The organism is Sulfolobales archaeon, from assembly GCA_038897115.1.
Lineage (GTDB): Archaea > Thermoproteota > Thermoprotei_A > Sulfolobales > AG1 > AG1.
Map to the genome: position 1 here is coordinate 1 of JAWAXC010000067.1, position 12224 is coordinate 12224.

General features: G+C 45.2%; 14 protein-coding genes. All 14 read left to right on the plus strand.

The window, feature by feature from the left end; genetic code table 11:
- Positions 1 to 209: hypothetical protein (locus tag QXE01_08775; protein ID MEM4971329.1), on the plus strand; the 209-nt coding region annotated here is incomplete at its 5' end.
- An 84-nt stretch (positions 210 to 293) separates the two neighbouring features.
- Entirely contained in the window at positions 294 to 1307 is a 1014-nt protein-coding gene (locus tag QXE01_08780) for an ATP-binding protein (protein MEM4971330.1), read from the plus strand.
- Between the two features lie 266 nt (positions 1308 to 1573).
- Positions 1574 to 1852, plus strand: coding sequence for a hypothetical protein (locus QXE01_08785; protein MEM4971331.1), 279 nt, complete (start codon positions 1574 to 1576; stop codon positions 1850 to 1852).
- Positions 1833 to 2243, plus strand: coding sequence for a PIN domain-containing protein (locus tag QXE01_08790; protein MEM4971332.1), 411 nt, complete (start codon positions 1833 to 1835; stop codon positions 2241 to 2243). Before QXE01_08785 ends, QXE01_08790 begins: the two co-directional genes overlap by 20 nt.
- 384 nt (positions 2244 to 2627) lie before the next feature.
- The gene (locus tag QXE01_08795) at positions 2628 to 3650 is read left to right on the plus strand and encodes an ATP-binding protein (protein MEM4971333.1); all 1023 of its coding nucleotides are present in this window, start codon (positions 2628 to 2630) and stop codon (positions 3648 to 3650) included.
- Positions 3651 to 4048: 398 nt separating this feature from the next.
- On the plus strand, positions 4049 to 5107 hold the full coding sequence (locus tag QXE01_08800) for an ATP-binding protein (protein ID MEM4971334.1): 1059 nt from the start codon (positions 4049 to 4051) through the stop codon (positions 5105 to 5107).
- Positions 5108 to 5241: 134 nt separating this feature from the next.
- A complete protein-coding gene (locus tag QXE01_08805) occupies positions 5242 to 5682 on the plus strand; it encodes a DUF86 domain-containing protein (GenBank protein MEM4971335.1) in 441 nt (146 codons plus the stop codon).
- A complete protein-coding gene (locus QXE01_08810) occupies positions 5651 to 6085 on the plus strand; it encodes a nucleotidyltransferase domain-containing protein (GenBank protein ID MEM4971336.1) in 435 nt (144 codons plus the stop codon). The genes QXE01_08805 and QXE01_08810 overlap by 32 nt, the downstream gene beginning before the upstream one ends.
- Positions 6086 to 6220: 135 nt before the next feature.
- Positions 6221 to 6487: a hypothetical protein gene (locus QXE01_08815; GenBank protein MEM4971337.1), complete on the plus strand. Its 267-nt coding sequence runs from the start codon at positions 6221 to 6223 to the stop codon at positions 6485 to 6487.
- Positions 6488 to 6799: 312 nt separating this feature from the next.
- Positions 6800 to 8113: a radical SAM protein gene (locus tag QXE01_08820; protein ID MEM4971338.1), complete on the plus strand. Its 1314-nt coding sequence runs from the start codon at positions 6800 to 6802 to the stop codon at positions 8111 to 8113.
- Between the two features lie 129 nt (positions 8114 to 8242).
- Positions 8243 to 9376 carry an acetamidase/formamidase family protein gene (locus QXE01_08825; protein MEM4971339.1) on the plus strand — a complete coding sequence of 378 codons (1134 nt, stop codon included), beginning with the start codon at positions 8243 to 8245 and terminating at the stop codon, positions 9374 to 9376.
- A gap of 90 nt (positions 9377 to 9466) precedes the next feature.
- Entirely contained in the window at positions 9467 to 9814 is a 348-nt protein-coding gene (locus QXE01_08830) for a hypothetical protein (GenBank protein ID MEM4971340.1), read from the plus strand.
- 87 nt (positions 9815 to 9901) lie between these two features.
- Positions 9902 to 11227, plus strand: a complete 1326-nt coding sequence (locus QXE01_08835) for a transposase (GenBank protein ID MEM4971341.1) — start codon at positions 9902 to 9904, stop codon at positions 11225 to 11227.
- Positions 11228 to 11234: 7 nt separating this feature from the next.
- Positions 11235 to 12224 (plus strand): DEAD/DEAH box helicase (locus tag QXE01_08840; protein ID MEM4971342.1); only part of this gene is annotated, 990 nt, incomplete at its 3' end.

A 12224-nucleotide genomic window follows, 5' to 3' on the forward strand; every position in this document is an offset into this window, starting at 1 on the left:
TGGCTCCTAAGTATATCTATGAAAAGAGCGGGGAGAGAAGTCTGGATCTCGAGGATCTCGTGTTAAGAGCCTTTAGAGAGACTCTCAATCTCGATCCTGTAGAGGTTGCTAAGGCTGGGGTTGAGATAGCCGAGAAGAGCCCCAAAGAGGTAAAGGAATATATTGTGGGGAAAGATCCTGCTCAAGGACGAGGTAGAACCCCTAGATGAGACCAAGAACATATATAAAATGATTGGAATTACATCTAGGGAGAAACGGTATTAGTAAGAAAAACCGATCCATAGTGGGTTACCATGGGGATAAAACTTAGTTTCGCACCCGATGTGGAGGTCGATTTCGTAGATAGAGAGCATGCATTAGAGAAGATGAGAGAATGGGCTGAGAGAGGTATTGTGAATGTTCAGGTTGTCTTTGGTCCAGAGGGCTGTGGGAAGACGGCTTGGCTTAAGCAATCTGCAGTATTGCTAAAAGAGCTGGGTTTTGATGTTATCTATATAAATCCCCTTGAGAAGGGGTTCCTCGCAGAGGTTGGTGTTGAGGAGGTTAGGAAGAAGCTTTTGGAGATTTTGAGGGAGGCCTCTGAAGAGGCGTGGATAAGGGCTGTGTGGGCTGCTGTGGATCTTGCTAGAGAGCTGATCAAGGCTGGGAGGAGAAAGCTGGCTATCCTAGCTGATGATGTATTCCAGGCTATAGGCTTGGGTAAAGCTGCGATATATGTTAAGGGTTTGTTAGGCTTAATCGAGTATCCCCCTAGGAGTTATGATAGGATAGTCGCTGTTGTTGCTACTAGCGAGGGTGTTTCTAGGAGGGAGATTGGTAGGCATAGATGGGCTGATATCCTTCCTATATGGAATATGTCTAGGGAGGGTTTTAAACAACTATATGATCAAATACCAGGGGATAAGCCAGATTTCGAATATATATGGAGAATAACAGGGGGTAATCCAAAGCTACTAGCAGAACTATATAGACTAGGGTGGGTTGTTGAGACTGTCGTTAAGAGGATTGTGGATAGGAAAAGGGTTGATGTCTTTGTAGCGTCGTTAAGCGATGTTGAGAGAAGGCTTTTGGCACAGGCTGTGGAGGATCCGGATGTTTTGCTTAGTAGAGAGGGGATATCCCTTATGGATAGGTTGACAGACCTTAATCTAATCGTTGACACTATACCAGAGAGAAACCCGTGGTTCTGGGTGGGTGAGGTGCCTCCTGAGAAAGACCCGGAGCTAGGGATAGGAAGACGTATAGCATGGCAGACACCCTTATATAGAGAGGCCGTTAAGATCGCTCTAAGAAAATTTACCACATAGCTAACAGCTATATCAACCGTTCACCCGAGAGCCCCTCCTCCCTTGCAACTGCTCATCGAGCCCATAGTGGGCTCCTCATTTTTATGGTAGTCGCTATAGTGATATGAGCCTTTATATATTAAAAGGGTGGATGCTATCAACAGATATATACCAACATGAAACATAAAATAGCAGTCAGAGGCTCTCCCGAGGATTATTAGTAGATCTTATTAGCTCTGAGCTTTGGTTTATTAGGTACTTTAGTACTATAGTACTTTGGTGATAACATGAGTAGGAAGAGGGATGTGGAGGTTATTAAAGTTGAGATTCCTAAATCTCTTGCTGAGAGATTTCGCAGGTATGTTGCTGAGAAATATGGTTTGAGGCGTGGTGCTCTCTCAAAGGCTATAATCGATATTCTCGAGGAGAAGCTCGGCGGTGTAGAGAAGCCTCCAGGCACTGTAGATCCTTTGGTGGGCTTGGGACTTAGATCAAGCTATATCTGGAACGGGGAAGACCTGGTTGAGGCGTTGAGGAGGAGAGCTAATGTATCTGATAGACGCTAACATAGTGCTGGAGCTCCTATATAGAAGGGCTAGGTGGAGGGAGTGCTATGAATTTTTAAACAGGGTTAAGACAGGAGATATCAGGTCTTACATTCTCCACTTCACAGTACATGGGATCTCGGCTATACTAGGGGATCCAGAGCTCGTCTCAATATTTCTCTCAGAAATCTCTAAATGGCGTGGCCTAACAGTAGTCGATCTATCCATAGAGGAAGAGATTATAGCAAGCGAGCTAGCAACTAGAATAGGTCTAGACTTCGATGACGGCCTCCACTACTACTATGCCAAGAAGAACGGACTCCAAATAGTCTCATTCGACAAGGACTTCGATAAAACAGATGTTAAGAGAATAGAGCCAAAAGACATTATAGGCAGTAGCCTTGTGGAATAACATAGAGACTAGGTCCATTCATTAGTTATGTGGTGAGATTTCGCTCTGAACTATTTGGAGTAGAAAAGGATGGAATTATATTGTTTATAAACATGTCAACACCATACGGAATACCATAGGCTAGCCCTGAGATCTTATTTCGCTGGATATAAATCATAGTTACATATATATAGATGATTGTGGCATGCACGGAATAGGGCTCTACGTTAGGAAGTGGCAATTTATAGAAGATATAGGGCGTATGAGGATAGCACAATCGAAGATTTCTCCAATGCGTAGACCGTTATATCGCGTTTATTCTAAAACATATGAGTTATATATCGTGCTAGATCACTTGACCATTATACTGTATGAAGATAACTCTACATATGCTAGGTGGGTGTATTGAAGGCTGCGAAAAGAGTTAAGCTTAGATTTGCGAAAGGCTTAGATATCACATTTGCTGATAGAGAGCCTGCCTTGGAAAAGGTTTTTGAATGGGCTGAGAAAGGAATTGTGAATGTTCAGGTCGTTTTTGGCCCGGAGGGCTGTGGAAAGACGGCTTGGCTTAAGCAATCTGCAGTGTTGCTAAGAGAGCTGGGTTTTGATATAATCTATATCAATCCTCTTGAAAGAGAGATCCTTGCTGAGATTGGTGTTGAAGATATTAGGAGGAGATTGCTAGAGATCATTAGGGAATCTACACGTGAAACATGGTTGAGAGCCGTTGAGGCTTTAATAATCTTAGCTAGGGAGCTTTTGAAAGCTGGTAGGAGTAGGCTTGCCATTCTTGTAGATGATCCATTCCAGATTATCGGCACTGGTAGGGAGGCTTCTATCTATGTTAAAGGTCTCTTAGGTTTAATCGAGTATCCTCCTAGGAGTTATGATGTTATAGTCGCTGTTGTTGCTACTAGCGAGGGTGTTTCTAGGAGGGAGATTGGTAGGCATAGATGGGCTGATATCCTTCCTATATGGAATATGTCTAGGGAGGGTTTTAAACAACTATATGATCAAATACCAGGGGATAAGCCAGATTTTGAATATATATGGAGGATAACAGGTGGGAATCCAAAGCTACTAGCAGAACTCTATGGGAGAGGTTGGGATGTCGAAGGTTTGCTAAGAGATTTGATTGATAAGAGGAGGCTTAAGGCTATCATCTCCTCTCTAGATCCTAAGGAGAGGGAGCTTCTAGCCAGGGCTGTCGAGGATCCTGATTCTCTAATGCGTAGGGAGGGTATAGCTATGATGGATAAGCTTGTGGAGCTTAATCTAATGGTTGATACCCTCCCAGATCGGATACCGCTATCTTGGATCGACACTCCACCGCCGGAGAGAGATCCAGTGCTTGGTATTGGTAAGCATAATGCCTGGCAGACACCCCTGCATAGAGAGGCTGTTAGAAGGGTTCTTGAAGAGCTCTAGATAATAGTAGGTATGGATAGGGATTAGCTAAGAAATTTTATGTTAAGATTAGGGATCTATAGAGGAGGTTCAGAGGTATTTGCTGAAATCCTTTACCAAGCTAACTAATGCCTAGAAATAGCTATTATTATTAAACATATAAACATATTTAATAGTAACTGCTAAGCCCTTGATAGCTCTAACCATATATCTTGCGAGAAGAGGCTTTTATAGCTTGCTTAGCCCTCTTGGGGCTATTAGATACCTGTCTACAATGTCTATCTAATCGTGCTATCCATAGCATAACACCGAGTTGGTGAGATGGTTAGAAGAGGCGTTGATGATGTTGAAAAGTCTATTTATAGTTAGAGAAATCTGCAGGGTAGCTTGGAGCTTATGTCTATGGATATAGCATTATTATGCCCTACGAGATCCTGACTATGGATGTGGTGATGAAGAGGATTAGGCTTGAGTTTGTAAGGGGTTTAGAGATCGAGTTTATCGATCGTGATAGGGGTGTTAAGCAGATCCTCGATCTTGCTGAGAGAGGGACTAGATTCCCGTTAGTCGTTTTCGGGCCTGAGGGCTGTGGCAAGTCTGCTTGGATGAGGCAGGCCTCCGAGATCTTTAGAGAGTTTGGCTTCGATGTCATCTATATCAACCCCATCGAAAGAAGAATCATAGCCGAGGTCGGTGTTGAGGATGTTAGAAAGAAGCTTCTAGAGATTATTGGGGAGGCCACACCAGATCCATGGGCTAGAGCTGTCTACGCCCTGATCATGCTTGCCCAGACCCTTCTAAAGGCTGGTAGGAGGAGACTTGCTATTCTTGTAGATGAAGCATTTCATGTTATTGGAACCGGTAGAGAAGCTGCCATTTATGTTAAAGGTCTCTTAGGTTTAATCGAGTATCCTCCTAGGAGTTATGATGTTATAGTTGCTGTTGTTGCTACTAGTGAGGGTGTTTCTAGGAGGGAGATTGGTAGGCATAGATGGGCTGATATCCTTCCTATATGGAATATGTCTAGGGAGGGTTTTAAACAACTATATGACCAGCTTCCAGGAGATAAGCCGGGCTTCGAGGAGATATGGAGGTTAGCGGGTGGTAATCCGCGAATCCTGGCTCAGCTCTATGAGGAGAGATGGAACATCGGGAAACTGGTTGGAGAGCTAATTCGTGAGAGAGATATTAGAGGTTTTATGATGTCTCTAAGCGAGGATGAGAGGAAGCTGTTGGCAAGAGCTATTGAAGATCCAGATGCTCTGATGTGTAGAGAAGGCATATCCCTCATAGATAGGCTTGTTAAGCTCAACCTAGTAGTTGATAACATGTATGAACGAGATCCATGGTTCTGGATAGATGCTCCACCACCAGAGAAGGATCCCGAGCTAGGTATAGGCAAAGAAATTGCATGGCAAACACCGCTGCATAGAGAAGCAGTTAAGAGAGCACTGTCTCCAACATTCTCTCCACCCTAAAAGGGCAGGCTTTCAGTTGTAAGGCCTGGCGAGAGAAATAGATCTATAGATCTCATCATCATAACCAGATTTGTAGGGATATTGATTAAGCTTAAATCCTCACGGAATAATTCCTCCATGTTGGGATCTTCTAGATGGATATAGATAGGGTATCTAGGCTATTACGAGATATAGAGAGGACGCTGAATGTCATAGAGGAGATCGTTGATGTTGATCTCAGCGTCTTTATAGCTGATGTGAGGAGTAGATATGCCTTGAGGTATGCTATAGTAGAACTTGTGGAGGCCACAGCTACTCTCGGGCTACATATACTTAGAGAAGATCTTAATATCGAGAGAGTTGAGAGCTATTCACAGATATTCGATAAGCTTGTCGAGAACAGCATAATTAGCGTAGATACTGGAGAGCGGATGAAAAAAGTTGTTAGGCTTAGAAACCTCATAGTACATAGATACTGGGATGTGGAGGACACTAGAATATATAGGGAGGCTAGAGAAAGTGGGATTGAGGTGGTCAAGAGGTTTATAGAGGAGGTTAAAAGCTATGTCTCTAGAAGAAGAGCTGGAGAGGCTTGAAGAATCCGAGAAGTATAGGTTCTACAAACTCTCAAGAGAGGAGAGGGAGAGGGTGTTAAAGATTTTAAAAAGCTTCTTAGGGGAGAGGGGCGAGGTTGTTCTAGCAATACTCTACGGCTCATTCCTAAGGGAACACGGTTTTCGGGATATAGATATAGCACTGTATATCAGAGGCAATATAGATCCTTTAAACTATAAGCTCGCCTTAGAGGAAGAGCTTGAAAAAGCTTTGAAGCTACCAATAGACATTAAGATCCTCAATGAAGCACCTCCATGGTTTATCAAGAAAGTTATAGAAGAGGGAGAGATACTCTTAGAAAAGACACCCCTCATAGCAGAGAAGCTATATTTAAGAGCGTTAGACGAGATCAGCTTATTTATGTATAAAACCAGAGATCAATAGTGGAAACCATAAATATTAGCTATTAATTCTAACCCACCCCTCCACACTATAGAACGAGGTTCTCAGTCGTAGCAGATCCCACTAGCCCCTAGAGGCGACTATAAATGTCCTTAAGATGTGTGGAAAGACCTTCTAGTGACAAACGGATATGGCATGGCTGATACAGAGACTCTTCTGCTACCACGCGTTGTTGCAGCTAAGCTTTGTCAAGAGGCTGAGAGGATGGAGCTTGCTGTTGGGGAATATCTCCTGGAGGTTCTCTCTCAAAGCGGGGATCCTCGTGGGAGGGATGGGGCTGAAATCTTTTTGATGTTTAGAGTAGAAGCAAATAATATATTTAGAGCCCGCCTGGGCTTGGAGCAGAGCCCCCATCACCCAGGCGGATCATCAATAAATCTATAATCCTCGGAGCTTATAAAGCTTTAATGGTATCAACCTATCTCATAGCTCTGAAGGGCTTGAATCGCTATGATGATTATCAACCCATATAAACTTCTCCTTTAACACCAAGATATTTTCAGCCCTAGAGTTGCATATAATCGATAGGGGATATATGAGAGCTTGTATAGGAGCTTCATTAGAGGGGACGAGCTAATAGAGATCTAGCGTATAGAGGATCCAAGTTATATGATAGCTCATAAGACATCCCGTAACTCTTTCAATGTGGAGGAAGGTTATATATATTAGCTCTGCTGTGAATCTATCTAGGCGGCTATGTGGGGCAGTGTTTATAGGGATTTTGAGAGGCTCTGGATATGGGAGAGGCTTGGAGATAGGCTTGGCTGGTATCTAGGGGTTTCTATCAATAGATACCCTGCTAAATATAATATAGCTAATAGAGTCGCTGTCCCTGCTAATGGCTTTGACGAGATAGGCTCTGTTGGGGAGGGGCTCTCGATATATGAGAGGGCTACTGAGGATTTTCTGAGGCTTTGGAGGGATGTTAGGTATGGGGGTGAGGATATAACTAGGCTTGATAAGCCTAGATATAGCTTGCTAGACCTTGCAAGAGATCTTGTTAGGGCTATTGTGAGGAAATGTGTTTTCTGTAGATGGAGATGTGGCGTTGACAGGGCTAGGGGTGAGAAGCTGGGTGCATGTATGCTCACCACAGAGAGCAGGGTTGGCTCCTACTTCCACCACTTCGGCGAGGAGCTTGTCTTCAGAGGCACACATGGCTCTGGAACTATATTCTTCACATCGTGCAACATGAGGTGCCTCTTCTGCCAGAATAGCGATATCTCGAGGGATAGATTCAACGGTGTCCCCTACACCCCCAGGGAGCTTGCCCAGATAGCATTCCTCCTCAGGATCGAGGGCTGCCATAATATAAACTGGGTTGGGGGTGAGCCTACTGTTCATCTCCACTCCATAGTAGAGGCTATATGGTATCTAGCTAATGAGGGCTTCAAGCTAATGCCCAGGGGCGGGGAGCTTGATAAGCTCCTCCTAACAAAGGCTGATAGCTATATACCATATCCCATGGACAAGAGGTTTGGATCGTATAAGGGTCTCTTCAACGTCCCAATGCTATTCAATACAAACATGTTCCTCTCAAGGGAATCCATGGTTCTTCTAAGACCCCTCATAGATATATGGCTACCTGACTTTAAATTCGGCCCTGGGAGATGCGCTATAAGGCTATCCAGAACCCCGTGGTACTACGAGACAGTTGCTAACAACCTCAAAACACTCTATGAGTGGGGTGAGGAGATGGTTATAAGACACCTCGTAATGCCAAACCATGTTGAGTGCTGCACAAAACCTGTTCTCGAGTGGATAGCTAAGAACATCCCTGGCACCCCTGTGAACGTTATGGATCAATATAGGCCTGAGGCATATGCAGATCCTAGCTCGCCAAGCTTCAGCCCAGACGCATTCGACATAGCTAGAAGACCAACTAGGGAGGAGATTATAAGGGCATGGAGATATGCGGAGGAGCTAGGGCTGAACTATAGAGAGGTAACATTCGAGAAGAAACTATCAATAAGATCTATAGAGGGTTTAGAAGCACTTATAGAGAGCTAAACCCAAGCTCCTAATAAATCTATGAGATATATAGCCACCTAGCCATAGAGGACGGCATTCTAATATCTATAAAGCGTCACCAGCAAATCCTTATATATCCCATAAGCGGTTCTTGGGTTGGGATTTTCAATGGTAGTAAGGCTCTCAATAAAGCCAGGCTTGAGGTGTGAGGATGAGCCTGATATATGCCATAACAGGTGGCACCCCGATATAAAGCCTGCTGTAGAGGTCGATCCTGGGGAGGTTGTAGAGGTTGAGACAAGGGATGCCTTCGATGGCCAGATACTAGATAGACCGGGGGCTGATGACGTCTCGAATGCCGATCTCAACCTTGTACACCCACTCACAGGCCCTATCTATATAAAGGGTGCTAGGCCAGGGGATCTATTGGTTGTCGAGGTCCTCGATATCGAGGCTGACTCCTTTGGATACTCGGTTATAGTGCCTGGCTTCGGCTTTCTAAGGGATCTGTTTCCAAAACCCTATAAGGTTAGGTGGAGCATTAGCGGGGGCTATGCACACTCACAGGATCTACCTAATATAAGAATCCCCGGAGATCCGTTCTTCGGCGTTATGGGGGTCGCTCCATCTAGACCCCTTCTAGAGGCTATAAGGAGGAGGGAGGATGATCTAAGGGCTAGGGGTGGCTTCGTCCTACCCCCCGATCCTAGAGGAGCTGTTCCCAAGAGGGAGCCAGTTGCCTCTGAGGGGTTGAGAACTATACCTCCGAGGGAGAATGGTGGGAATCTGGATGTGAGGCATTTCAGCCCGGGATCCAAGATATATTTCCCAGTATTCGTAGATGGAGCCCTATTCTCCTTAGGTGATGCTCACTTCGCCCAGGGTGATGGAGAGGTATGTGGTACAGCTGTGGAGATGAGGGCTAGGGCTAAACTGAGGTTCTATTTGGTTAGAGAGGGTGCGAGGAGATATAATATCAACTCACCTATCTTCAAACCCTCTGAGAGCTCTCTGAGGAGGTTCTCGTGGTCGAGGACACTCGCTATAACTGGCTTCGGAGTTGTTGATGGGAGGAACGAGTCTGAGAATGCAACTCTATCTGCTAGGCATGCTCTCCTCAATGCTATAAATATTCTAGAGAAGATCGGTTATACGAGGGAGCAGGCGTATATAATAGCTAGTGTTGCTCTAGATCTTAGGCTCAGTCAGCTCGTTGATGTGCCTAACTTCACTGTAACGGCTTTCCTTCCTCTAGACATATTCATAGATCCGCCGAGGGAGCTCCTCGACCTACTTCTCTAACCCCGCCCTTGATGATAGTGTTTTTTAGCTTTATATTTGTATTAATAAGATACCTATATATTCTATCTATTTGGTAGGTGCTTGTATCGGATGAGCGAGAGGGAGGAGATCGAGGAGATTGCTGAAGAGGTTGAGGGGGAAGAGGTAGTTGGCGAGGCTGTTGCTGAAGAGGTTGAGTCTGAGGCAGAGGTTTCTGATCTTCTTTTAAGCTTGGATCAGATTAACACCATGATCCAGGTGACGGAGCTCTGGGACTCCATAGTATCTGGGAAGATAGATATAGATGAGGCTAAGAAGATATTGGATAGGCTCTCAGGCTATAGCAAGAGGCAGGCGATAGAGGCGGAGGTGGAGGAGGAAGAGTCTGAGGAGGAAGAGGAGGCGAAGCCGAAGAAGGCTAAATCCTCTAAACAGGCTAAGAAGAAGTCAAAGGGCTGAAAGATTTAAATATTTCTTGTTATATCTTTTTGTATTGGAGAATAGCTGGTGTCTGAGGGTTGCTTCTTCTAGAGGAGGTTGAGGAGAGTGGCTAGAGTTACGAGGACTGTTGTTGTTAAGAGCATTAGGCTTCCCAGGAAGTTATTCAATGTTTTTGTTGAGCTTGAGGGTATGTATCGCAACATGGTTGAGCAACTAACAATATATGCTATTAGAAATGATATAACGAGCTTTACAAGGCTTAAGGCATCGAATTACCATGGGATGAGGAGCTTATATCCAAATATACCATCACACTATATATACACAGCATGCCAAGACGCTAGTGCTAGGGTTAAGAGCTTTATAAAGCGGAAGAAGAAGGGACTTGCTAGAAGAGGATACCCAGAGATCAGGAGGATCTCGATATGGCTCGACGATCACATTTGGAGACTAAATGGTTTAACATCGATTAAGATAGCAACCCACAGGGGGTGGGTAGAGGTGGGGTTTGAGCCACATAAGCAGTATTGGAGATATCTCAACCGTGGGTGGAAACTTGCTTCAGAGGCAAGGATAAAGCTTGATAAGAAGAACAGACAGCTAGTAATATACCTAGCATTTGCTAGGGATGTGGAGGCTTACAAGCCTAGGGGGCTCCTACCAATAGATGTTAATGAGAATAATATCACGATACTTCTTGATGGAATAGCATATCTATTCGAAACAGATCTGGGAAAGATAGTCCTGGGATACCACTATCGTAGGAAGAGTGTTCAGAAGAAATACGATAAACCCTATGCCAATACAAGGGCTAAGAATAAGATTATGAGGAAGTTAAAAGAGAGGAAGAAGAAAGATGATACGAGGTGGAAGATTGCTGGCATAATAGTTAGAACAGCCTATGAGAAGGGATATGCCATCGATCTTGAAAGGCTTGGTAAGAAGCCTGCTGAGAAGATGATCTCTAGGATTAAAGATAAGCAGCTTAGACACAGGATCTTCCAAGCATCATTCAAAGGAGTTCAAAGGGCTATCGAGGAGAAGGCTAGGGAATACGGTGTCCCAATAATCTATGAAAATCCGAAGAACACCTCTAGAGAATGCCCGATCCACAAAGCAGAGATAATCTATAGCGACGAAACCAGGGTCGGGATATGCAGCGTTGGTGGGGAGAAGTGGCACCGCGATGTAGCATCTGTATGGAACCTCTTCCTCAGAGCCCGCCCGGGTGATGGGAGCTCTGCTCCAAGCCCAGGCGGGCTAAACCTAGATGGGAGCCCCATGCCGTTGGGCTCAACAGCAACCCATGAACCCATAGAGATACCAAGATCTCTGTGGGCGAGGTGGAAGTCCCTACCGCAAACACAAAAAACATCATTATTAAATAATAAGGAAGCGGTAGGGACAAACGGTCTAAGGAATAGGGTTTGAGGAGATCATGGCTGGAGACGCGGGGGAGGATGTCTTCTCACTCCTACATCCAAGGCTTAGAAGGGCTATTCAGAGGCTTGGATATATAAGGCCGACAAGGATCCAGAGGCTCGCGATACCAAGGCTCCTCAGCATAGATAGAAATGCATTGATAATAGCCCCAACAGGCAGTGGTAAAACAGAGGCAGCCCTCTTCCCAATACTCTCTAGAATCCTCAGCGATGGGGGCGAGGATCCCAGGATCCTATATGTAACACCTCTAAGAGCGCTTAACAGGGATCTCATGGCAAGGCTGGAAACCCTCTTCGACGAGCTGGGCCTAGGGCTAGGGGTTTGGCATGGGGATACACCTAGGAGTGCTAAGAAGAGGATGACTGGGAAGCCACCTACTATGGTGATAACAACCCCGGAATCTCTCCAATATATAATTGTGAATAGAGATCTCACCCCCAGACTCTCGAACATAGACTATGTAATAGTTGACGAGATACACGAGCTAATGCCGAGTGAAAGGGGCTCTGAGCTTGTGGCAGCGTTGGAGAGGCTTAGAAGATATACTGGTTCCTTCATAAGAATAGGGCTTTCTGGAAGCATTGGAAATCCGTTGGAGGCTGCGCGCTTCCTCGCAGGATCATATGTTGGTGTTGAGATTATAGTGGATAGATCTGGCAAGCCATGTAGCACGAGGGTCTATAGCCCCCTACCAATAGGTTTTTCCGAGAGAGGTGGGGATCTAGATCCCTTCTTCGAGGCAAGGGTCTCGAAGATAGAGGAGATCCTCAGAGGCTCGAGGGGATCTGCTATAATATTCACCAACACAAGGGATCAGGCTGAGAGGCTTGGGGCGGAGCTGAGGAGGAGAGGTATTCTAGTTGGTGTTCACCATGGATCCCTATCAAGGGATGCTAGGGAGGCTGTTGAGAGGAGCCTTAGGGAGGGGAGGATCCCAGCTATAGTGGCTACATCCAGCCTCGAGCTTGGGATAGATGTTGGGAGC

What these genes read in the sequence shown, in the direction of transcription:
- QXE01_08790 (MEM4971332.1), top strand. Translation starts at nt 1,833, where the DNA reads ATGTATCTGATAGACGCTAACATAGTGCTGGAGCTCCTATATAGAAGG.
- QXE01_08830 (MEM4971340.1), top strand. Translation starts at nt 9,467, where the DNA reads ATGAGCGAGAGGGAGGAGATCGAGGAGATTGCTGAAGAGGTTGAGGGG.
- QXE01_08810 (MEM4971336.1), top strand. Translation starts at nt 5,651, where the DNA reads ATGTCTCTAGAAGAAGAGCTGGAGAGGCTTGAAGAATCCGAGAAGTAT.
- QXE01_08785 (MEM4971331.1), top strand. Translation starts at nt 1,574, where the DNA reads ATGAGTAGGAAGAGGGATGTGGAGGTTATTAAAGTTGAGATTCCTAAA.
- QXE01_08820 (MEM4971338.1), top strand. Translation starts at nt 6,800, where the DNA reads ATGTGGGGCAGTGTTTATAGGGATTTTGAGAGGCTCTGGATATGGGAG.
- QXE01_08825 (MEM4971339.1), top strand. Translation starts at nt 8,243, where the DNA reads ATGGTAGTAAGGCTCTCAATAAAGCCAGGCTTGAGGTGTGAGGATGAG.
- QXE01_08780 (MEM4971330.1), top strand. Translation starts at nt 294, where the DNA reads ATGGGGATAAAACTTAGTTTCGCACCCGATGTGGAGGTCGATTTCGTA.
- QXE01_08805 (MEM4971335.1), top strand. Translation starts at nt 5,242, where the DNA reads ATGGATATAGATAGGGTATCTAGGCTATTACGAGATATAGAGAGGACG.
- QXE01_08800 (MEM4971334.1), top strand. Translation starts at nt 4,049, where the DNA reads ATGCCCTACGAGATCCTGACTATGGATGTGGTGATGAAGAGGATTAGG.